Genomic DNA, 21,484 nt, shown 5'->3' with positions numbered 1-21,484 from the left:
GACTTATCGCCAAATTGATCATAACAAACCAACCTTTCAGGTATGTTTGACCAAAATCATCGTGCCATTTTTCAAATCATGCGCGTTCGCATCCAATATTTTTTCCAGCGAGAAAGAAACTTTCTGCAGGTCATCCTCCTGCTCTACCACAAAGATTGGCGCACCTCCGCCAACCCGATCCTTCGTTAATGTCACAACAGCTAGAATTTGCGACATGGCGAGTCACGCCCCCTTATTTTTGTTTACACCAGCCTCAGACGGCATACGTACGGCGCTCTCCAGCACGGGAACCCGATGCAAAGCAACAAATGTTTTGTTAACATCCTGCTCTTGCGGCAGCAGCAGTACTCCGAGAATTCCTGTATTCATATCCAGCTTGGCCATAGGACGCAAAGAAGGTTCCCCCTCATCTCGGTAAACGCCAAATAACGTGGAAATATCATGCAGGATTGCCTGTCTCTGCCCTAGATTGGCCAGGGTTACGCGAGAATTACGATTTTTGGGTTTGATCAGAAAACCTACTCCATGCTCTTGAATCTTACTTCGGCTATCCTGCAGCCCAACATTCATCATATACACGGAACCGACAAACAAATCAGGTCCATCCATCCGAATCGGAACGGCTTCAATATCCGCAATATCCCCCAGCTTTTTACCCGATTTAAAAAAGTGCGCAATCCAGATTGATAAAATACCGGCAAGAACTCCCCAGTACCAGGCAAACAAAATGCTGAAGAGGGACGCCAGAAATGCCGAGAAAATGACCAGATAATTTCTTCCCTCGAAAACCATGGCAATGCCTTCGATATAAGCAGCGCCTCTGGGAACTAACTCCAGTTCATCAACTTTCGTTAAGCTTTGTCTCTCCATATTACGCACATCACGAAACTGCTGCGCAGCTAAGGAAAGAAACGTAACCGCTGTATAGTTTTTGTCGAGTAAAGCAGGCACTGCGACAGCACCTAGACCTGCCGCGATGACGCCAAGGGAAATATGTATGATTTTTCCATGCGGATATGTCGGGTATTGTCTGTAATCTGTTCGAAGCATATTGAGTCTGGCTAAAATCCCGAAGATAACACCTACCACAATGCCTATCGTATACCGGTGTGAATAAAACCAGTCCATTACTTTCTCCAGCCTCCTCTTCGCTCTATCCAGCTTCTTATCATACTTCGACAGCCCGAGTAGGCCGCTTGCAGAATAATCGTCATTGTTCGCGCAGCAAAGACAGATAGCCACCATTGGTCTTGAAATGTCGAATGTCCGACATGATGGTAGCCCTCTACGGGATGAATACTCGCCTGATACATATCACCAAGCAAATAGCCCATCGAGAGAGCGGCAATTTGCTCCAGAGGATTGCGTTGTAAAACAACCGCTATGAAAGCGAGCAATAAGGCAATGTCCCAATTTGAATTGCGCACAATGAGGATGGGATCCATCTCCAGCAGCTGTTGCAGCAAGAAATGAAGCGAACCCAGCAGAAGCCCGATAGACAGCAAATGAAGCTTATGTATGAAGCCTTCAATCACGAAAAGAATAGCTATGCTAATGGCAAAAACCAAGATATAGACGAGTTGGATATGCAGCTGCTTAATCGTCACGGATAGGCACGAACTTGCAATCCACAGGGCAAAAAAAAGAAGCATGCCCTTATGCGATATACTTCTGACGTACAGCTCCTTCCATCCGCTGGCAAACAAAATCAACGTGATGCAAAGGAGAATGAGAGACAAATAACCGGAGTTCATAATCTGACCACCCTACAAGGCATTGGCGAACCGATGATAGCTATCACCGCTTGCCTGCGGATCTACGGCTTCCACTCTTCTTAGTAGAGGGAAGCACATCTTGATCCTTAGTATGGCAATCTTTCGATTATTTACTCCGATTGGTTTTATCTGCGTATGAAGTTAAATCAATTCCACGGGTGCGGCACCATTCCGCCGTTTCTCCCATAATGACGACGGGGCACTGCCCCAAATCCTTAATTGTAGGGGCGCCTAGCGCCGTCATAATTAAGATAAGTCCTTGGTGAAGCTCGTCTGCAAAACGATGAAGACTGTGGGTGCCTTGCTCGCGCAGCACCTTCAGAAATACGCCCGCCATGCCGACAGCTGAGGCGCCAAGTGCAAGCGCTTTGGCCGCTTCCAAAGCGTTCGTAATGCCCCCTGAGGCGATGACTGCGCCTCTTGGGTAAACCGACAGCGCCTCCAAAAGCGAGATGCTCGTCGGAGTCCCCCAGTCGTTCAGCCATTCTATCGCTGCTGGACGTCTGGCATTCTCGATGGCGGCGAAATTCGTGCCGCCGGAACCGCCAACATCCAAGACGCGGACACCGATGTCTTGTAATTGCTTGGCGTTATCCTTCAATATGCCGAAGCCGACTTCCTTGACAATAACCGGCACCTGAACGTGCCGGACAATGGCCTCAATCCGCTTCAGCATGCCTACGAAGCTGCGATCTCCTTCAGGCATGATCAACTCTTGCATGACGTTCAAATGAATTTGCAGCGCATTGGCTTCAATCATGTCAATGGCTCTAACAGCTTGGTCAACAGTAGCTTCGCTGCCCAAATTCGCAAACACGACACCCTTCGGGTTTTCGCGCCGTACGACTTGGTAGCTGGACGCTACCTCGCTGTTTTTTAGCGCTGACATTTGGGAGCCGACGGCCATCGCCATGCCTTTCTCCCTTGCCATAATCGCTAGCTCGCGGTTGATGCTCTCTGTCTCATGAGCTCCTCCGGTCATCGCATTAATTAAAATCGGCGAACTCATAATGAGATCGCCGATTTCAGTCGTTAGTGCAATGTGATCCGTTGAAGTCTCAGGTAAACAGTTATGCACAAGCTTGATATCCGACAGCCCTTGCTGTCTGGATTGACCAAGCTCCAGCGCGTAATGGACATGCTCCATTTTGCGTGAGATGCGCATTCCTTTGGTCCCCCTAAAATCCAAGTATCACTTATTTTTTAAATTTAGCCAATTTGTCGCCGAAACGCTCGCCAAGTGTCATGGACAAACCTTGGTTGCTAAGAGAAACGTTCTCGTTGCCAGCGATTTCTTTCTGATGGCTAGCGCTGTTTCCGCGGTCACGGTCGCCTCTTGGCTGTCTTTCTCTTTCCGGTTTCGCAGCGGACGGAGCAGCTGCGCCAGCAGGAGCTTCAGGTGCTTCTTCTGTTTCTTTGATGCTTAGGCTAACGCGTTTCTCGGAAGCATTGATTTCCAAGATTTTCACTTGAACTTCTTGGCCTTCTTTCAATACTTCATGTGGTGTTCCAATGTGACGGTGTGCGATTTGAGAAATATGCACAAGACCCTCAACACCAGGAGCCACTTCAACGAATGCGCCAAATGCAGCAAGACGTTTCACTGTACCTGTTACGATATCGCCAGCTTTGAAATCATTCTCCACATTGGACCAAGGGCCAGCTTGTGTAGCTTTGATGCTTAGGCTGATTTTGTCGTTGGACGGGTCAAGTTTAAGGATTTGCACTTTAACTTTGTCGCCTTCTTTTACAACGTCAGAAGCTTGATCTACATGGTGCCAAGCAAGCTCGGAAATGTGTACCAAACCGTCGATGCCACCGATATCGATAAATGCACCGAATTGTGTCAAGCGTTGAACCGTTCCATCCAGAACTTGTCCAACTTGCAAACCTTCGATGATTTTCTTTTTGTTTGCTTCGAATTCTTCATCCAATACATCTTTTTGGGAAAGGATGACTTTGTTTTTCTCGCGATCGATTTCTTTCACACGAAGACGCAATGTGCGGCCTTTGTAGGAGGAGAAATCTTCAACGAATTGACGCTCAACCATGGAAGCAGGTACGAAACCGCGCACGCCGATATCCACAACCAAACCGCCTTTTACCACTTCAGCTACGGAAGCTTCGATAATTTCTTTGCTTTCCAGTTGGCCTTGTAGCGTTTCCCAAGCTTTTTCGCTGTCTACAACACGTTTGGAAAGAACCAATGTTTCTTTCGCATCGTTGATGGAAACAACTTTCAACTCAACTTCTTGTCCAAGCTGCACCGCTTGACCAGCATCTTCCAAGCTTACGGAAGACAGTTCGCGAACCGGAATAACACCATCGTATTTGTAACCGATATCCACGAAGGCTTGATCTGCGTCTACCTTAACGATTTTGCCTTTCACGGTAGCGCCTTTCTTCAGCACAGCAACATTGTTCATGGCATGCTCCGCTTCTGCTTGCGATACGGCTGTTTCTTGAGCTTCTTGCGTTTGATCTTGAACTTTTACTTCATCTGACATGAGATTAGCCTCCTCTAATTACAACCAACAAAAATAATTTATAAGTCACAAAGCAGTATGTAAGCTTCTACTCTGTTTCAAACAAAACAATCATCATTCGCTTTTGAAGATAGTATAATTCCAAGCTTTCATTTCCATACATGTGGCCTATGCCTTGCTATATGTACTGTGTAAGCGGCGAATTTCTTTCATAATGGCTTCCGTCGCGAGCTCCAAATCTTCTGAGCTGGCTCCCGCGTAAGCACTCAAATCAAGCGGTTTGCCGTACACAATGGTCATGCGGCGGAATAAAGAATAAGTACCAACAATTGCCACAGGAACGACAGCAGCTCCGGATTTCAATGCAAGAGAAGCAGCGCCCTTCTTGCCCATTCCCCCAGCGTTATTACGCGAGCCTTCCGGGAAAACGCCTAACATATTGCCATCACGGAGCAATTGCACCGCGAGGCGGATCGAATCTCTGCTTACGCCACCGCGTTTAACTGGAAAAGCGCCTACTTTTGAAATAACCGCGCCCAGAACAGGAATGTCGAAGAGTTCGGCTTTCGCCATAAAATGTACCATACGTTTGAGCGGTGTTCCTAATAATGGAGGATCCAATAAACTTGTATGATTGCCGCAAAGCACTACTGCACCATGTTTAGGGACATTTTCCATACCGATGGCACGCAACCGGAAAAACAAGGTAAAAAAGCAGCGAAACAAGGCCCTGCCGATGCGATATAGCATCTTATTTGCCACCTCCGACTTTGTCTTTACAAAGCCCAAGTATCTCGTCCACAACTTCTTCGATTGTCATTGAGGTACTGTCCATCAACACAGCGTCATGAGCACGTCTGAGCGGAGAAATCTCTCGATCTTGGTCCAATTGGTCCCTACGAGCGATGTCCTGTTCAAGCTCGGAGAGCGTCAGTGTACAAGTACCGCTGCTTTGCATCTCTTTGAAGCGTCGCTCTGCGCGTTCCTTCACGCTGGCTGTCAGAAACACCTTGATTTCTGCATCCGGCATCACATGAGTACCGATATCCCGGCCATCCATAACAACGCCTTTAGAAATCGTCATTTGTTTCTGCAAATTGACCAGCAGCTCGCGTATCGCGCCATAACTGGCAATTTGGGAAACATGATCTGTAATGGCAGTCGTACGGATTGCTTTCGTCACATCGACGCCATCGACAAAAACTTGTTGACCCTCTTCTCCAGGAATGAGCTCAATCTTCATACGATTGGCCAAAGCAGCCACTTCTGCCTCTTGATCAGGTAGCAGCCCTTCTTGCTGTACTTTCCATGTTACTGCCCGATACATGGCCCCTGTATCCACGTAAACGAATCCAAGTGCTCTGGCAACAAGCCGAGCAATGGTACTTTTACCGGCACCAGCAGGTCCATCAATGGCAATATTGAACTTATCCAAGCTGCTGTTCCTCCCAACGATACTCCACAATACCTTACGAACAAAAAAGCAGGCACTGCCTGCTAATCGATTAAAATTATATCACACTACCTAGGTATATGCAAAACTTGGACGCATAATAGATTGCAACCCAGCCTGCTTAAGAGCGCTCTCCCTTAGCATTTTGAGGCAGCATATAAGGCTTGCCTTCCAGGGGTTCAACCCGCGTAAAATGCTTGCGTACATAAGGGATTTGGAGCAATAACTGCACACAAATAAGCACGATAAAACATACGAGAGTTGTTCGAATAATGACCTTTTCTACTTTCGCAGAAAAGAGGATAAACAGCTGCTCATAGGACTTCGCTTCCCGATCGTTGGACAAGAGCTTCTCACCTGCTCGAATAGGCATATTGTCTGGTAGTATACCCATACGAGCCTACTCTCATGCCTGCAAGTTGAGAGAGTTTTGACTTCATCAAAGGATCCCACTACTATCTTTTGCGGAAATCCATCTGGCGCTCAAAACAAAAACGAATCAGTTTCTGGCGCTCCCTGTCCAAAATTTCAACAAATCGGACCATGGCAAGCTGCTTGCCGGTTTCCAATTGCTTGACGCGCACAACTTCGCCGTTAAATGGAATATGCTCAATATTGCCGTTCTTGTAAGGAACGAGCAGCCAGCAAGAAATAACCGTGTTGATGCCAAGCGGAATTTGGCCGTCATATTCCATCGAGATGCCGCCACCTCCAACATCGTCCGTCACGCCGATAAATTGAATCTGGTCAGACACTTTGACCGCAATTTCCAGTTCGGCCGGCACCCTTAGAAAACTTCGGCGTTGGACTTGCGTAATAGCTTCCGGTTCGGGCTTATGAAGTTCGACCAACCGTAACACGTCTTCCCGAAACCCGGTAACCGATGTTGTGAAGTAATGTTTCACACCGCCTTGTGCAATATAGAAGGTGTTCAACTCATCGCCATAATACAGCTTCTTGAGACGGCCCGTCTGCTCATTCATAGGAATTTCTATCAGGATTGAGCTGTCCGTTACATCGGCGATTCTGGCTTTGTATTCAATCCTGGATTCTTCATCATCAATACTGTTGACTTGTATATGTAAAATTTGGTTAACCTTGGGCAGCAATCCCTGCACCTCCGAAACATATGATGACACAATTATAACCACGCCGCTCTTATTTGAATAGCAAAAAAAAGAAGATGGGCTCGAATCTGCTCGAACCCCCTTCTCTTTTTCGACTTTATGTTGTTTTATTTGCCGCAGCTTGTGCTTGATCCGGGCGAATCGTCTCGATTTTTTCTTCCATTCCCAAATCAGCATTGATAAAAACACGATATAGATTATTGTTCATTTTCCCGATAAATTCATGGCAGAGAACCTCTTCATCCAGATCATTTTTGATGATAGCGAGAGATTCCCCCGTCACTTTCATATTCGGACTAAGTTGTTTCCGAGCTTCAGCCGCTGTAATTTTGGGTTGCCCAATATTCCGCTGGACTTGGCCATAAATATAATCCGTCGCTTGAAGTCCGATCACTTCGAGCGTGTCCAGCGCAACTTTTACGCTGATTTGCTGCGGATAAATGGTAACATCTTTCTCACGTTTAGCGAAAATAATATTCGCGATGTTTTGATATTGATCATAGCTAACTGCACTCATATCTTTGTATTCATGCTGATCCAAGAACTCATTCGCGATATCGCGGGCTTGTCTAAGATCAAACTTCGACTCTTTGACATCACGAGGCTTCATGAAATAAATCAAATGGCCTCCTTTTTTCGTATAATCCATTTGCGCACTGTCGGCGCCTTTCGTTCCGCTCGGAACCACCACGCTAAAGCTCTTATTCTCAGGCGTATTCCCGCCGTTTTCTACGACTTGCATATTGGCCGTGTCGGCTTGCCCCAGGAATTGAGCTGCCTTTTGCTTAATTTGATCTGCTGTCATCTCATTGCCGGACAGCATGCTTATTTTTTTCTGGGAAAGCATGCCCATACTGCCTGGGCCCCAATTCAACTCCTCGTAGGCGCCAACTTTTTTATCAACGATGGAAAAGCCGTCAATGATGGCATTATCATGCACTTCATTTTCGGAAGCCAAGGCCATTTCCACGTCCATCCAACGCAAATTGTTCGTCATTACTTTATCCTGAACCCCACGTATTTCCTTCGTAATCTCAGCGGAATGATCGTAAAGCGAACTTAGCGTTTTTATTTCCGTTTCCGTTAAAGGCTGCTTGGTCATGTCGCGAACGGACATCCGGTAGGAATAATTCGCCATATTCGCTAAGAAGTCCTCGGTCTTGTTGAAAGGCAGCAGTGTTAACGGAAGCTGTGTAATGTCACTTTGAGCCTGGCTGGTCAACCGCCATACATTTACAAGACCTTTGCGGTATGATGGCTCCGCCGTCGAATTAACAGCAAGTGTGTTTCCAAGCTCCGTATGCAGCTTATCCATATGGAAGGAGAGATCATGGAACGCACGCTGATATTGGTTCTCTGCTTTAATCAAAATCGTATTTTTCTCCTGATGCTCCAAGTAGCCCCAAACCGATGCACCGATTAAGGCAACTAATAAAAATGGAAACATGACAATGCTCAATCTTTTATACACGTGAATACCCCTTTCATCCCCTAAACTTGCGCTTAGTTTTTGCGCGGATAGACAGGTTTATACAAGATTGACAACAAAAAGAGGCCTATTCGTAAAGAATGGCCTCTCGTTATTCATCCGTCTCTATTTCAAAGTCATGCTCATTGCTGCAAATACATTGCCTGAATCCCGTTTCGATTTTACCTTTTTCTCTTTTACCTTTCAGCACGAACTTTTCCCCGCATTGTCTACAGCGGATCTTTACTTTCACTCGTGTTATGGACATGTACACCCTCCCGGTACTTCCGAGCCTATGAGCCAGGAATCACGTTCTATACAGTCCATTATTGCCCAAATTAACTCATTTTAATCTTCTCATCTGCTGATGCGACGCGTAATGGCGAATGCGCATTCGCCCGGTCAACCCGCCAAATCGTCCGAATCCATAGAAATGTCATAACCGGAATCATGACCCAGATCCAGTTGGATTTAAAAAAGAGCAAAATGTAATCAAACAATCCATGCCAGAAGATGGGCAGCAGAAGCGAGAACCACAGGTACTTTTGGGCTTTGTTAGGAACGAATTTGGCTTTCCCCAAGTAATACCCCATCATAACCCCGAACAGCGCATGCGCCGAAACCGGCAGCAAAGCGCGAATCATTAGCGCAGAGAAGGATGCTGCATTTAAAAATGCGTAAATGATATTTTCTAATGTCGCGTAACCCAAGCTTACCGCAACCGCGTATACGATACCGTCATAGGGTTCATCAAATGCTTCATGTCTGAAGATCAGATGATACAGAACGAACCATTTCATGAACTCTTCAATGCCCCCGGAAAGGAGAAACGATGAAATAAAAGTTCCCTCGCCAAATTCTTGAACCAAAGCATTTTGAAGCACCATAGTCGGATATACAAGCAGCACACCAAATAAGAACATGCGGATAACCAAATGGATGGGTTCCGTTTCGTATTTATCTTTTAGATAAAAATAGGCAAGCAGTGAGAGGCCTGGGGCTACGGCTGCAAGAACAATCGGTAGTATTTGCAAATGCGGCTTCCCCCTTATGCTAGAAGTTATGAAGTACCCTCAGTACAGTCATTTTACATTCCATTATAGTCATTTTGAATTGACTTTTCTATGATTTATTCCGTAAAGAGCGCGCAATCATTATGGAAAACAAGAGGGATATTCCCTATTGTGCCATTTCGGTTTTTCGTTAATGCAAGCGATATCGCCTGTTGGCCTTCCACATCCGATGCTACAGGCTGCATGATCATCACGACATCCGCGGAAGCTTGCACCCGGTCTGGAACGTTATCTTGACCTAACTCCAGTGCGGTAGCTGCGATAATCGGGCAATCCCATTCGCGGGACCATTGCTTAAGCGTAAACGCGATAGCCGCTTGCTGCTGCTGCCAAGTTAAGGCCGCCGCGGCTTCGCCCATCGGAATTCGTTGCAAATGATCAATGAAAATGACGGGCTCCTTGCCCACAATGACGGCGATACGCTCAATATTAGCAGCTACTTGATCCAGCGTTGTACTCATCGTACACTCAAGCATCCATAGCATTTTACTAATCTTACCGTACTGCTTATTCGCCTCAGCTACTTGTTCGGGATCTATTTTTCCTCCTAGCACTTTCTGCGGCGCTACACCGATAATCCGCGCAATGCTGCGGGACCACAATTCGAAATTCGTCATGTCCCAGGAAACAAAGATGACCGGTGTTTCTTCAAGTGCGATATGATCAGCCATTTGTTTCAGCAGCATGCTTTTGCCAATGGATCCTGACCCTGCAAGAAGGTACAGTCCATTGCCAAAACCGCCGAATAGGAGCGTGTCCAGCTTATCAAAGCCCGTTCGGATCGAGGCTACTTGCCCGCGGAATCTCTTCATATATTCTTCCAAATAAACCGTGCTATTCTTGATATCCGGCGCTACGGGAGCCAACATAGACTCTTCAACAGATTGATTCACGAGCCCCAGGAGAGCCTCAACCGGGTTCTGAGCTCTGACGAACAGGTCATTGATGTCGCGAATAGTCTCAGGTAAAGAGATAATGTAGGTTTCGTTCCCCTGCTCTCTCAGAACAGATTCAATCCTTGTAGACTCTCTCCGTCCATACTCATCGTTCCCCATACAAATATAGACGCGTTTTCCCGTAAAAAGGGAGAGATGATGTTCTTTAAATATCCCATAATCCGGCACACAAACAGCCGGGACTTTGGCCTGCGCAAGAGAAAGCACATCGAAAATGCCGCTGCACAAAATAACTTCATCGGAATCTTCCAAGGCGGAGTAATTAAAAAGGTATTGATCAACCCCGTACAAAGCCTTGTATTTCGGCTCCTTATTGTCAATTGAGCGTCCGATTAAGTCGACAATCTCACCGTCGTAATTACGGATTGGCAGGATCACGCGATGCTCAAAATAATCGCCTAACTGATTCTGATCGACGTAGAACCCAATTTTTCCGATTTCAAAACCGATCCGGAATAATTGAGCGGTCTCCTCGGTGATGCCCCTTTTTTGCAAGTACAAATACGCTTCTTCTCTCATCTGTTTCTGGTAATAACTAAGTAAACTGTCCAAATCAACCACTGCCAATGTTGGCGCCAGGCGTTTATGCTCTAAGTTCGTCATGATTTTCTCCCCCATCGTCTCTTCACAAGGATGCAAAACCACTTTCTATCCAATTAAAAAAAGCATCAACAAAAACGGTTGTTTTTGAAGATGCTTGTTTCATTCAACAACAAAAGAAAAAGAGGAAGGCCTTTTATTTAAAGTGCTGACAGAGCACCTTCACGGCGTCATCGGCAATAATCGTCTTCCCATACTCTTCAAGCACCGCTTGTGTGACGGAAGCAGCTTCCCCGAATTCGGACAGGACCGCGATTAACGCTTGGTACTTCGTATCTTCAAGGTCAACAGGTTCTAGTTGTAAAATATATTTCCCTTTGTAGGAATAAAGGGTACCGCCTTCAATAAGAAGCGGATTGATTACTTTGGAGACACGCAGCAGATCTTCAAAATCACGGAACGCATAGGAGACTAAATCGCTTTGTTCAAGCGTTACTTCCATCTCATACACTTCTTCAGCTTCATGATCATCATACGAATCTGAATTCGCATACAAATCAAGCTTGCCTCTTGTTACAATGACAACCATTCCCTGGGCTGGCAGTGCAAACACCTCAACAGCTAGAGGTCCGGACGGGTCAAATCCGAGCTCTGAATAGGCTTGATCCATCATTTCACTGAATAGTTCGTGTACTTTGGGGATTTCTCTCCACATGTCGTCCTTTTGAATTCCGCGTTCAGTTAAGTCATCGAATGTTAGGAAAATCCGTATCTTATCCTGACTTAAGCGTTCTATTTTCATGATAGGATCCTCCTTTGAGCCTTCCGATTGGAAAGCTTGCATCGAAAGCATGGTCATCTTATTAAAACAGAATATGATAAAAAAATAAAAATGTGAACCTTGAAGTAAGATTTGGACAAGTATTCTTTTATCGTTTTCACCTACCATGTTAACACTATTTGATTCCAATTGCACGCGCAAGTTATGTATAAATGAAAAAGCACAGCCGGCCCCGTGGGTTTGCCTGACTGTGCCTGCTGCGAGAATTTATTGAATTGTCGACGTATTTTCTTTGTTGGCTTGCAAAATTTCGTTAACCGTCACACTCAAATGCGGATCTTCTTTCACGATTTTTTCCACCTGGCTGAGCCCTCCGCTTGAGTTTGCGCTTGAGTTAGCACTCGAATTGGTGCTTGTACTTGAGAAATTCCGGACCGGTGAATCGCCAAATGATTTGCTCGCAAAGGTATCTTTCGCCTTATCCACTACCTTCCCCATCGATTCACTGGATGAGCTGAACGCGGAGAACAACATGGATTTACTTTTGCGATTCAGGTATACGACCGCTGCTGCTCCGGCAATGCCACCTAACAAGAAAGTACCTATTTTCATTGGGTCTCCCTCCATGTTAATTTAGTATGAATCCTTCATAGGTTGCGCGAGTTGAAGAAAGGGCATACGCTCAAACAAGAGGAAAACAAAGGAGATATGTTCTGGAAGAAATGTGGTACTATAAGGAGAGACATAAGAAGTTAATTTGCCTGAGGAGAACGAGAAATGACTAACAAAGCCAGTGTCCTGTTGATCAGCATGATGATATTCCTAACGGCCTGCAGTGAAAGCCAACCGGCCAAGAGCCCAGTTTCCACAGCCAGTGCGACACCAACAACGGCAGCTACGACAGCTGCTAGCCCTACTCCGACGGCGGCACCTACCCAAACACCGGCTCCCACACCTACGCCGGAGCCAACGAAAGCAGTCCCGCAAGAAGTGAAGAAGGACTATCATATGAACAAAAATTATGATATCGTCCCCAATGACCCTAACGGAAACAAGAAAATTATTCTCCTGACATTTGATGATGGACCCAAAGAGAAAGAAATGAATCAATCGTTAATCGACATCCTCAAAAAACATAACGCGAAGGCGATTTTCTTTTTCAACGGCTACCGGATTAAGCAAAAACCCGAACTCGTTAAGCTCGTCCATGAAAGCGGCAATGTCATCGGCAACCATGCCTGGGATCATGACAATATGAAAGACATGCCCAATGCCAAAATTGATCAGCAAGTGGACGATGTTCAAAAAGCGATAACAGACTTGACGGGGCAAGCTCCGCAATTTTTCCGCCCGCCATTCGGTTCGGGCAATGACTATTTGAAAGCCAAAATCAAAGCTAATCATATGCTCTATATGACTTGGTCAAACGGTTCATTGGATTGGGAAATGACCAATCAAAAAAATGATCCGAACAAGGTTATTGAGAATGTCATGAAGCAGCTGCATGGCGGCAGCAATATTCTGATGCATGAATTACCTTGGACGGTCAAAGCCTTGGACACTCTCCTGACGCAGTTAGAGGAAAAAGGGTATTCGTTCGTCGATCCCAATGCCATTGAGCTCGAAATGCGATAAAAAAAGAAGCTTTGCAGCCCTCTTTCTTAACACAAAGGGCATGCAAAGCTTTTTCTATTAATAGCTGATATTGACCGTTTTCGAGCTTTCCACATAGGTGACTTTCGCTCCAAGCGCTTCCGACAATAACCGAACCGGGATCATCGTTGTTTCATTTACCAACTTGGCCGCGGCCCCTGTTTGATGCTCCACCCCATTCAAGCTATAAGCATCGCGGTTTGTATAGAACATGATCGTTTTGTCTTTTTTCTTATAAACCGCAGCCTTGACCTTATCATCCCACTCCACCGTAGCACCAAGAGCCGCAGCAAGATCTCGAATATATAGAAACGAGGTACCCTCTTGAATATATGGCTTCTGTTTCATCGTATACGGAATGAGGTCAAGAACATATTTATCGCCGGACAAGGCGAAGGAAACGGTATGATTTCGATTAAGTCCGAAATTGCCCATTTGCAGGACATAAGAAGCCGGATCATTATGCAGTTTTAGCACACCTAATCCTTCGCGCGGTTCTGTGCGGAATGTCCATTCCTTGGCGTAAGACTTGGTGCTGCCATCCTTCATCGTTGCTGTCAGTTTAACCTTCGCTTCATAGGTCGTATCCAGTGCTAACGGCTTCGAAGGCATCAGGATAACTTCTGTACTCAAATGATCGTCTGTGCCAGGTTCATTTTTCAGCAGGCTGACCGGTTGGCCGTTTTCATCCTTTAATTCTGCTTCGTCCAAACTCACTTTCTTCACGTCCGGCCCATTGATTGAAGCCATGATTGGATAGCCGACCGGATAGGCCTCTTCAGCATGAAGACGAATCGGATCTGGCGTTTCATGTCCATCAAAGACGGTTGGCACATAAATGTCGTTGCTTCCTGGCGAAACAACAAGCTCAGGTGCTGCGCCATCTGAGAATCCAAATTCAATCACATGATACGCTCCTACTCGGTAAACACCTATCTCAACAAGACCAGGAACCATGAATGGCGTTCGATGATAAGGCGCATCAAACAAACTATCAATGGCTTCAACGAGCGAAACCTGATTGTAAGCAACATCCTCGCTGCTCGCATGAGCGTATCCGATAAATTGCGAGCGTTCTCTTAATGACTTTCCGATATAGCCTGGCAGGGCCGGATCCTCATCATGCAGGGAAACTGCCGTTTTGATCGGATCGATTTTGTTTTGCGACAAATATTGCGCATGCTTCTGAGCCGCCAGATTCAGGGCATCACTGAATTTTACTTGGGGCAAGCCCATTTTAAGCCGATAATCATTAATCGCCTGCAAACCTGCTTGCTGCTCCTGGCTTGTCTCCGAAGATAGCTTGGCAGCACCTTGTACCACGGTAAAACTCCAATTCATTTGAACAGGATCATAACCGTCAAATTTAAAAGACAAACGGGCTGAATACGTGCCAGGTGCTAAATCTTCCTTTGGTTGATATACATATTTAACAGAAACAGGATCGTAAGTAGCTTGCACTTCCTGATCATTGAGATAAAAATGATAGCTGTCTGGCGTTTTCCCTTCACTTAACTCTAAATCCACCCCGATATCCGGTCTCAATAAGCCTACATTTCCTTGCGGATAAGCCAAATACCCATAAGAAAACGCGTAAGACGGCTTTGACGGCCAAATGAAACTGGATAATAAAACAAAAAGCGCAGCTATTATTTTTACCGAAGTAGTCCATTTTCTTCTTGCTTGAATTGCATTCATTGCAGCTAAATCCTCCTATGACAAAATGAGCCCATAAAAAAGAAGCTATGAATCTATCATAGCTTCTCTATTTGCTTAACACAAACTTAACTAAATTAGCAGATTTTACGAATAGTTCCTAATCCCCCAAATCGTTAAACTAATGACAAGAATTACAAATAACCACAGCAATGTAACATAAAAAATTCGGGTCCATTTTCCCCGTTCAGAGGGATGCACCGCTTTCCGCGGCGGTAAGTAGGTGTCATCTTCCTCCATTTCAATCGTCCTTCGTTGAGAACGAGAAGGCATTTTTCCCTCTGCATTCATGTGCTCTGTTCTTCCTCCTCCTTACCAAAACGAAGTATGCATCCCATGACAAAGTCAATGATGAAATGGGCAATAATAGGCGTCCAGAGGCTCCCGGTATGTAAATAGATCCAGCCGAGGCCGTAGCTTATACTAAACACCATCCCTGTCATGAGCCAATGCTGCAAATAGCGGATATGAATCGCCGCGAACAATATGCTGGTCCAATAAGGTCCCCAGGCATGCTGAATGGCTCCGCGAAAAAGCACTTCTTCGCAAATGGCAACAATAAATGAAATGAGCGCGATATGCCAGATCGGACGCCGTCCGAAAATCATCTCATTGATTCCGCCGTCATCAGACACTTCTTTGGGCACCCACCTTGAGATTAACATATCAATCCCAAGAACGGCTATTGCAAATAAAGTCCCCCAAATCGGGATTTTCCAACCGCCCTGAATCGTGAACATGGAAATAAAGTTATGATTGCTCTGAAAAAAAAGGATAATAATTCCGATAATAAGCGTAAGCACTTGGGTTATGTACAGATTGAGCAGTAAAGTTCGGTCATTGAGATCATTCACATCGACTTTTCCGAAGCGGATATTCTTAAAATCGAATTTTTTCATAGATGCAGCCTCTTTCCTCACATATTCCCTTTTATACCTATTTCACCTATACTAAGTTAAAAGAAAAAGAGAGAATAAGGAGCTTGATTATGGATAAGCGTCTTACCCGCACTGATTATTTATTTGCCCTCATGTTTATCTTTATGCTTGTTTGTATCCTTGGCGCCTTCTTCTACGGATTGAAAATCGGGCAGGAAAAATCGGATCAGAAATACGAGAAAATATTGCACGCTGACAAAGCGGTTGCTCAGGAATATGGGGCCTACGACCAGCAAGTTCTCGTTTCTTATTACCATACCATCTTTTTGCCCTTTAGGGAATTTCAGAATAAATGGTTTGAATTAATGAGTCAAATCGAAGCCGGCAATTCAACCGTCGATGCCTCGGCCGTTCTCAAAGAATTGAGCAAGCTGGCTGACGAGAAATATGCCGCCCTCCAGAGCAAAAATATGCCGGCGACCTCGCCGCTTCTCGTCCAATCGCATCAAGGATATCTCAAAAGCTTGAAGCTCTTTGCGGATACGTTGAAAGGATATCAGAGCAAAGCCAATGGGCTAAGCGGACCACAGCTGCTTGATGCTATTCAAAAAGATGCTTATTTCGGAGAAGCCAAAACACAAGCGCTAACGGCTCAGAAAAATTACTTTGATTCTATTGTTGCTTGGAATGGCACAATCGATCCTGATATTGAAAACTTCGACCCTAACAATAATGCGAACTTAGATCAATGGCGTGCAATGAACTTAAATGTCAAAAATCTGTACATCACAGCAAAATTGTTGAAAAACAAATCGTTTGCTCCTTTTTACCCACAGGATTTGACGATTCGTATAGATGAATTTATCGCCTCCGGAGAAGCCAAGAAACTGAATGTGAATGATGTCAATCAAACGATGGACCTTCTGCTTAGTACGAATGCCGTTCGCTCCGGCGATTTTGTGAAAGGCAAAGCCAAATGGTATGCGAACGAACCGCTGCCACAGCTCCCTTTCTTCTCGGATGTCACATAAACGCATACATAACATGAGCAAAAAGGAGTTAAGCGGCCTCAAGGTGCTTAACTCCTTTTTGGTGCCAATAATGAGGATCAGTCGTATTGAAATCCTCGAAGCATCCCAACTGCTGCCATTCCACCGTCAACATTAATAACGCGCTCTATGCCGTTCTCTTGCAAATACTCAGCAACCCGATAGCTGCGCACGCCATGTGCACATACGAGATAAATGTCCTGATCTTCCGGGAGTTCTCCTAAACGATGGGGGATTTGTCCCATTGGGATCAGCTTGGCTTCATCCAGATGATAATAATCCCATTCATGCGGTTCCCTCACATCGATAATGATGCTATCCTTCAATGTCTGTTGATCCAACGCTTCAACAAACTTCTGTGGGTGAATACTGGCAATTTCCACTAGAGCACTTCCTTTCTTACCTGCTGCAATGCAATACCTATTTATCCAGTACAATAGCGAAAATCGTAGTAAAATTCAAGCAAAAATACCATTGCTTTCTGAGGATCCTTGCTTTAAAATAAACAAAAATGCTTTCGCATCGTTGTCAAATATGGCTTTCATGTGAATTTGATGAAAATGATTCGACATGTATTGACACGATTTCAACAGCATGGTAATCTAATGAAAATTCTATCACAGTAAAGCGTTGACGGAGCCAAGCAAGTAAAGTAGTTTTCAGAGAGCCGATGGTTGGTGCGAATCGGTAGCGAACATTTTGCGGAGCACTCCAGAGTTATTGCATTGAACGAAAGTAGATGCAATCGGAACAGGAACACGTTACAGTTCCAGGTCGCAAGACCGATTGAGGCTTCTCATGCGAATGGGCAGCGAACTAGGGTGGTACCACGAAAGCAATCTCTCGTCCCTTTGGATATAGACATCCGTGTCTGTTCCGGAGGGTTGGGAGTTTTTTTTATGTTCATATTCTAAGGAGGTTCGAATGATGTACAAAGTTCTAGTATCCGATCCAATTAGTGACATGGGAATTCAAATGCTTTATGATGCAGCTGACGTTGAAGTGGTAAAACAAACGGGTCTATCCGAAGATGAGCTCGTTGCCATCATTGGCGAATATGATGCTCTCCTGGTTCGCAGCCAAACGAAAGTAACAGAGAAAATTATGAGTGCGGGGTCAAAATTAAAAGTAATCGGCCGCGCTGGTGTAGGCGTCGACAACATTGATCTCGAAGCTGCAACAAAACGCGGTATTATTGTTATCAATGCACCAGACGGCAATACAATTGCAACTTGCGAGCTTACTTTTGCCATGATGATGTCTACAGCTCGTATGATTCCGCAAGCCTATAAGAAAACAGTCGGCGGCGAATGGGACCGCAAATTTATCGGTGTTGAGCTTCGCAACAAAACACTCGGTATCCTCGGAATGGGACGTATCGGAAGCGAAGTGGCAAAACGCGCGAAAGTATTCGGCATGGAAGTTATCGGGTATGACCCGTTCTTGACGGAAGAGCGCGCTGAGAAACTGGGCGTTAAGCTTGGGACTGTTAATGAAATCGTAGCGAAAGCTGACTTCATCACGGTTCATACACCACTTACGCCAGAAACACGCCACTTAATTTCCAAGCCTCAATTCGAGATCATGAAACCAGGCATGCGCCTGATCAACTGTGCTCGCGGCGGAATTATTGACGAGATGGCGATGGTTGAAGCTATCGATCAAGGGATCGTAGCTGGTGCTGCTTTTGACGTATTCGAAGTAGAACCTCCGCAAAAGGATCACCCGTTCTTGAACAATCCAAAAGTAATCGTAACTCCTCACCTTGGAGCTTCTACGATTGAAGCACAAGAAAACGTGGCAATCGACGTTTCTGAAGAAGTTCTTCATATCCTGCGCAATGAACCGTTCAAAAATGCGGTTAACTTGCCGCCAGTACCGGCAAATGTTTTGAACAAACTTCAACCTTACTTCGGACTTGGCGAAAAGATCGGTTCCATTCTGGGTCAAATCGCACAAGGCGCTGTATACGAAATTGTCGTCAATTATGCAGGCGATCTCATTGATGTAGATACAAGCCAATTAACTCGTTACATTGTTAAAGGTGTTTTCGAGAACCAATTGGAAGGCATCAACATCGTCAACGCGATGCACTTGGCTAAATCACGTGATGTGAACATCGTTGTTCAAACTTCAAATACATCCAGCTCTTTCACAAACCTTGTAACAGTTACCGTAAAAACGAAACAAGAAGAAAAAACGCTTGCTGGAACTTTGCTTTCCGGTTACGGCGAACGTATCGTGCGTATCGATCAATATCCGGTTGACTTCTCTGCTGAAGGTAACCTGCTGCTTATTTCCCACAATGATAAACCAGGGATCATCGGTCGCGTAGGAACACTGCTTGGAAGCAACAACGTGAACATTGCAACGATGCAAGTAGGTCGTAAAGTGATCGGCGGTTCCGCGATCATGGTTCTGACAATCGACAAATCGGCTCCTGCTGAAGTGTTGGCCGAACTGTCGACCCAAGCCGAAATCGTGAATGTTCGTGCTCTTAAAGTATAAACTACTCGATTAAAGGTACAAAGTGTTTCACGAACAACAAGATTTTGTCTGAATATTCTACAAAATGAAAGGCGTTTGCTGTGAGTTTTCACAGCAAACGCCTTTTTGTGTCGAATTTGTGACACTAATTGGGTTCACAAGGTAGTAAAATCGTGAATGTTGTTCCTTGCCCCAGCACACTTTGGGCTGTAACGATTCCGAAATGGGATTCTATAATATTTCTAACGATGGCAAGACCCAAGCCTGTTCCTCCCGATGAACCGCGCGTGCGGGCTTTATCGGCTTTGTAAAACCGTTCGAAGATGAACGGCAGGTCATTGGCAGGTATCCCTTGCCCCTGGTCGGAGACCTCAATGCGAATTGCGGGCTTATTCTTATACTTAGCCCGCTCCGCTTTCACGGCAATACTGGCCCCTGAGGCCGTATGCCGGAAAGCATTATCGAGCAGGTTCGTCAGCACCTGCTCAAGCCTGTCCTCATCCCCTCGTTCGAGGATGAGGGGCTCGTCCGGCAGCGCCATGCTTAGCGCGATGCCGCGCTCTTTGGCCAGCACCGAAAATTTGCGGTGCATGCGCCGGATCAGGGAGTCGACTTCGACCTCCCTGAATACCAGCTCGAGATGGCCGGCTTCCATCCGCGCCAGATCGAGCAGGTCACGGACGAGGCGTCCCATGCGGAGCGACTCGTCGTGGATGACCTGCACAAGCTCCATGCGCTCTTCCGGCGTGGTGGGGATGTCATCCAGCAGGGCTTCGCTGTAGCCCTGCAGCATTGAGATCGGCGTACGCAGCTCATGCGAGACGTTCGCCACAAAATCTTTGCGCAGCTTGTCGAGGAGTTCTTCCTCCGTCACATTACGGAGAACCGCTACCGCGCCGCGCACCTCTTCGCTTTGCTCGCTCATGTATAAGGGCGTCATGGCAACAGACCATACGCCGTTCTGGACATGCAGCTTGGTTGCGGCTTCTGATGATTCGTCCACAACCGCCTCAAACAGCGGGATCAGCGGGACGGGAATCGGAACCAGGAACGGATTGCTGTAGCTGGTTAATCCCCAATCACCAAGCGCTGTATCCGGCTTACGGTAGCGTGTGGTCTCCTCATCATCCTCCGACCACTCGATGGTGCTCCACTCCTGCACGATTTTCTCCCCTTGCGGATTCGTCAGCATAACAGAACCATTCGCATCCAAAGTGATGACCGCATCGGTCATACTGTGCAAGATGCTGGATAAGTGCTCTTTCTCTTGGGAAAGCTCACGGATGCTTTCCTGCATTTTCTCACCCATATGGTTAAACGTCTTTGCCAATTCACCGATTTCATCCTTGGAAATAATAGGTACTCTGGTCCCGTATTCTCCTCTGGTGATGAAATCGGCCGCTTTTTTCAACTGCTGAAGCGGCCTTGTAATTTTGGCGAACAGGAAGAACGCAAAAAAGGTTGTCATCAGAAAACCAACAATGGACACGTAAATAAACAATCTGAGCATGTAAGACTGTGTCGCTTCAAGAGATTGCAAGGATTGATAAATAATCGTCGCTCCGGCGATGCTGCCCTGCAAATTTTTCAGAGGAACAGCTACAACCAGATACTCTTCACCGGCTTTTAAACGGCCAATTTTGGACTTGTTAATTGATTTGTCAATGGTTTCACCGGCAAATACACGTTGTAGTTCAGCATCCGTATACAGATCCTTGGCGTGGAAACCACCTAACGTATTTCCCAGGGTGGATGGCAAAGTCATTTCCTTCATATCCTTGGAAATCACCAGCATTTTCGCATCCTGAAAACCTAGTAGTTCATTGCTCAATTGATAAAACTGTTCATTATACATATGATGAGAGGCTTCTTCTGAGAAATTCCGAGCAAGCTTCTCAATGTTGGCGGTTTGATCCTTGGCTTGGGAGAAATAATTTTCCATATAATTGACAAGAAAAAGACCTAGTATGAGCAGTACTACCCCAACTAGGCCAATGATGGTCAACCAAAGCTTACCTACGACAGTTCTGAATATAAACACG

The 21,484-nt window shown here is 45.8% G+C and carries 22 protein-coding genes and 1 other annotated feature; of the genes, 3 read left to right on the top strand and 19 right to left on the bottom strand.

Annotated features, from left to right (window positions below):
• Positions 1-36 precede the first annotated feature (36 nt).
• The 15 genes from PCH02S_RS06480 to PCH02S_RS06415 all read right to left on the bottom strand — a co-directional run bounded on the left by PCH02S_RS06480 (position 37) and on the right by PCH02S_RS06415 (position 12,271).
• The gene (locus tag PCH02S_RS06480) at positions 37-216 is read right to left on the bottom strand and encodes a capping complex subunit for YIEGIA (RefSeq protein ID WP_127451228.1); all 180 of its coding nucleotides are present in this window, start codon (positions 214-216) and stop codon (positions 37-39) included.
• 6 nt (positions 217-222) lie between these two features.
• Positions 223-1,128, bottom strand: coding sequence for a YIEGIA family protein (locus PCH02S_RS06475; protein ID WP_127451226.1), 906 nt, complete (start codon positions 1,126-1,128; stop codon positions 223-225).
• The gene (locus PCH02S_RS06470) at positions 1,128-1,754 is read right to left on the bottom strand and encodes a YphA family membrane protein (protein WP_127451224.1); all 627 of its coding nucleotides are present in this window, start codon (positions 1,752-1,754) and stop codon (positions 1,128-1,130) included. The genes PCH02S_RS06475 and PCH02S_RS06470 overlap by 1 nt, the downstream gene beginning before the upstream one ends.
• 127 nt (positions 1,755-1,881) lie before the next feature.
• Complete coding sequence (fni, locus tag PCH02S_RS06465; RefSeq protein WP_127451222.1) at positions 1,882-2,940, bottom strand: type 2 isopentenyl-diphosphate Delta-isomerase; 1,059 nt, start codon at positions 2,938-2,940, stop codon at positions 1,882-1,884.
• Between the two features lie 31 nt (positions 2,941-2,971).
• Complete coding sequence (gene rpsA / locus PCH02S_RS06460) at positions 2,972-4,282, bottom strand: 30S ribosomal protein S1 (protein WP_127451220.1); 1,311 nt, start codon at positions 4,280-4,282, stop codon at positions 2,972-2,974.
• 147 nt (positions 4,283-4,429) lie between these two features.
• Positions 4,430-5,011: a lysophospholipid acyltransferase family protein gene (locus PCH02S_RS06455; protein ID WP_127451218.1), complete on the bottom strand. Its 582-nt coding sequence runs from the start codon at positions 5,009-5,011 to the stop codon at positions 4,430-4,432.
• Position 5,012: 1 nt separating this feature from the next.
• Complete coding sequence (cmk, locus tag PCH02S_RS06450) at positions 5,013-5,696, bottom strand: (d)CMP kinase (RefSeq protein ID WP_127451216.1); 684 nt, start codon at positions 5,694-5,696, stop codon at positions 5,013-5,015.
• 139 nt (positions 5,697-5,835) lie between these two features.
• The gene (locus PCH02S_RS06445) at positions 5,836-6,108 is read right to left on the bottom strand and encodes a hypothetical protein (protein WP_246068972.1); all 273 of its coding nucleotides are present in this window, start codon (positions 6,106-6,108) and stop codon (positions 5,836-5,838) included.
• Between the two features lie 61 nt (positions 6,109-6,169).
• The gene (locus PCH02S_RS06440) at positions 6,170-6,823 is read right to left on the bottom strand and encodes a flagellar brake protein (RefSeq protein ID WP_174806740.1); all 654 of its coding nucleotides are present in this window, start codon (positions 6,821-6,823) and stop codon (positions 6,170-6,172) included.
• Positions 6,824-6,938: 115 nt separating this feature from the next.
• Entirely contained in the window at positions 6,939-8,312 is a 1,374-nt protein-coding gene (gene ypeB, locus PCH02S_RS06435; RefSeq protein ID WP_127451212.1) for a germination protein YpeB, read from the bottom strand.
• Between the two features lie 109 nt (positions 8,313-8,421).
• Entirely contained in the window at positions 8,422-8,577 is a 156-nt protein-coding gene (locus PCH02S_RS35600) for a hypothetical protein (protein WP_164819461.1), read from the bottom strand.
• Between the two features lie 70 nt (positions 8,578-8,647).
• Positions 8,648-9,343, bottom strand: a complete 696-nt coding sequence (gene prsW / locus PCH02S_RS06430) for a glutamic-type intramembrane protease PrsW (RefSeq protein ID WP_127451210.1) — start codon at positions 9,341-9,343, stop codon at positions 8,648-8,650.
• Between the two features lie 95 nt (positions 9,344-9,438).
• Positions 9,439-10,941: a DnaB-like helicase C-terminal domain-containing protein gene (locus tag PCH02S_RS06425; protein WP_127451209.1), complete on the bottom strand. Its 1,503-nt coding sequence runs from the start codon at positions 10,939-10,941 to the stop codon at positions 9,439-9,441.
• 133 nt (positions 10,942-11,074) lie between these two features.
• Complete coding sequence (locus PCH02S_RS06420) at positions 11,075-11,680, bottom strand: genetic competence negative regulator (protein WP_127451207.1); 606 nt, start codon at positions 11,678-11,680, stop codon at positions 11,075-11,077.
• A gap of 246 nt (positions 11,681-11,926) precedes the next feature.
• On the bottom strand, positions 11,927-12,271 hold the full coding sequence (locus PCH02S_RS06415) for a hypothetical protein (protein ID WP_127451205.1): 345 nt from the start codon (positions 12,269-12,271) through the stop codon (positions 11,927-11,929).
• Between the two features lie 165 nt (positions 12,272-12,436).
• On the opposite strand from PCH02S_RS06415, the gene PCH02S_RS06410 reads away from it, so the two are divergent.
• On the top strand, positions 12,437-13,294 hold the full coding sequence (locus tag PCH02S_RS06410) for a polysaccharide deacetylase family protein (protein WP_127451203.1): 858 nt from the start codon (positions 12,437-12,439) through the stop codon (positions 13,292-13,294).
• 57 nt (positions 13,295-13,351) lie between these two features.
• Here PCH02S_RS06410 and PCH02S_RS06405 read toward each other — a convergent pair whose 3' ends face one another.
• Positions 13,352-15,010 (bottom strand): stalk domain-containing protein, encoded by a 1,659-nt coding sequence (locus PCH02S_RS06405; protein WP_127451201.1) that lies wholly within the window; start codon positions 15,008-15,010, stop codon positions 13,352-13,354.
• Positions 15,011-15,315: 305 nt separating this feature from the next.
• Positions 15,316-15,927 carry a CPBP family intramembrane glutamic endopeptidase gene (locus PCH02S_RS06395; RefSeq protein ID WP_127451197.1) on the bottom strand — a complete coding sequence of 204 codons (612 nt, stop codon included), beginning with the start codon at positions 15,925-15,927 and terminating at the stop codon, positions 15,316-15,318.
• Between the two features lie 89 nt (positions 15,928-16,016).
• On the opposite strand from PCH02S_RS06395, the gene PCH02S_RS06390 reads away from it, so the two are divergent.
• Positions 16,017-16,937 (top strand): hypothetical protein, encoded by a 921-nt coding sequence (locus PCH02S_RS06390; RefSeq protein ID WP_127451195.1) that lies wholly within the window; start codon positions 16,017-16,019, stop codon positions 16,935-16,937.
• A 77-nt stretch (positions 16,938-17,014) separates the two neighbouring features.
• On the opposite strand, the gene PCH02S_RS06385 is transcribed toward PCH02S_RS06390, so the two are convergent.
• Positions 17,015-17,338, bottom strand: coding sequence for a rhodanese-like domain-containing protein (locus PCH02S_RS06385; RefSeq protein ID WP_246068971.1), 324 nt, complete (start codon positions 17,336-17,338; stop codon positions 17,015-17,017).
• Between the two features lie 238 nt (positions 17,339-17,576).
• Positions 17,577-17,809: a binding site (T-box leader), on the top strand.
• A gap of 73 nt (positions 17,810-17,882) precedes the next feature.
• Here PCH02S_RS06385 and serA point away from each other — a divergent pair.
• Entirely contained in the window at positions 17,883-19,463 is a 1,581-nt protein-coding gene (serA, locus tag PCH02S_RS06380; protein ID WP_127451782.1) for a phosphoglycerate dehydrogenase, read from the top strand.
• 124 nt (positions 19,464-19,587) lie between these two features.
• Here serA and PCH02S_RS06375 read toward each other — a convergent pair whose 3' ends face one another.
• Positions 19,588-21,483 (bottom strand): HAMP domain-containing sensor histidine kinase, encoded by a 1,896-nt coding sequence (locus tag PCH02S_RS06375; RefSeq protein ID WP_127451193.1) that lies wholly within the window; start codon positions 21,481-21,483, stop codon positions 19,588-19,590.
• Position 21,484: the final 1 nt, after the last annotated feature.

Origin of the sequence: Paenibacillus chondroitinus NBRC 15376 (assembly GCF_004000765.1) — a bacterium.
Taxonomy (GTDB): domain Bacteria; phylum Bacillota; class Bacilli; order Paenibacillales; family NBRC-103111; genus Paenibacillus_E; species Paenibacillus_E chondroitinus.
This window is presented reverse-complemented; position numbering and strand designations above follow the sequence as displayed.

Bases quoted from the DNA above. Each gene is read 5' to 3' on its own strand.
- PCH02S_RS06480 (WP_127451228.1), bottom strand. From the start codon at position 216: ATGTCGCAAATTCTAGCTGTTGTGACATTAACGAAGGATCGGGTTGGC.
- PCH02S_RS06475 (WP_127451226.1), bottom strand. From the start codon at position 1,128: ATGGACTGGTTTTATTCACACCGGTATACGATAGGCATTGTGGTAGGT.
- PCH02S_RS06470 (WP_127451224.1), bottom strand. From the start codon at position 1,754: ATGAACTCCGGTTATTTGTCTCTCATTCTCCTTTGCATCACGTTGATT.
- fni (WP_127451222.1), bottom strand. From the start codon at position 2,940: ATGCGCATCTCACGCAAAATGGAGCATGTCCATTACGCGCTGGAGCTT.
- rpsA (WP_127451220.1), bottom strand. From the start codon at position 4,282: ATGTCAGATGAAGTAAAAGTTCAAGATCAAACGCAAGAAGCTCAAGAA.
- PCH02S_RS06455 (WP_127451218.1), bottom strand. From the start codon at position 5,011: ATGCTATATCGCATCGGCAGGGCCTTGTTTCGCTGCTTTTTTACCTTG.
- PCH02S_RS06445 (WP_246068972.1), bottom strand. From the start codon at position 6,108: ATGGGTATACTACCAGACAATATGCCTATTCGAGCAGGTGAGAAGCTC.
- PCH02S_RS35600 (WP_164819461.1), bottom strand. From the start codon at position 8,577: ATGTCCATAACACGAGTGAAAGTAAAGATCCGCTGTAGACAATGCGGG.
- PCH02S_RS06425 (WP_127451209.1), bottom strand. From the start codon at position 10,941: ATGACGAACTTAGAGCATAAACGCCTGGCGCCAACATTGGCAGTGGTT.
- PCH02S_RS06420 (WP_127451207.1), bottom strand. From the start codon at position 11,680: ATGAAAATAGAACGCTTAAGTCAGGATAAGATACGGATTTTCCTAACA.
- PCH02S_RS06415 (WP_127451205.1), bottom strand. From the start codon at position 12,271: ATGAAAATAGGTACTTTCTTGTTAGGTGGCATTGCCGGAGCAGCAGCG.
- PCH02S_RS06410 (WP_127451203.1), top strand. From the start codon at position 12,437: ATGACTAACAAAGCCAGTGTCCTGTTGATCAGCATGATGATATTCCTA.
- PCH02S_RS06405 (WP_127451201.1), bottom strand. From the start codon at position 15,010: ATGAATGCAATTCAAGCAAGAAGAAAATGGACTACTTCGGTAAAAATA.
- PCH02S_RS06395 (WP_127451197.1), bottom strand. From the start codon at position 15,927: ATGAAAAAATTCGATTTTAAGAATATCCGCTTCGGAAAAGTCGATGTG.
- PCH02S_RS06390 (WP_127451195.1), top strand. From the start codon at position 16,017: ATGGATAAGCGTCTTACCCGCACTGATTATTTATTTGCCCTCATGTTT.
- serA (WP_127451782.1), top strand. From the start codon at position 17,883: ATGTACAAAGTTCTAGTATCCGATCCAATTAGTGACATGGGAATTCAA.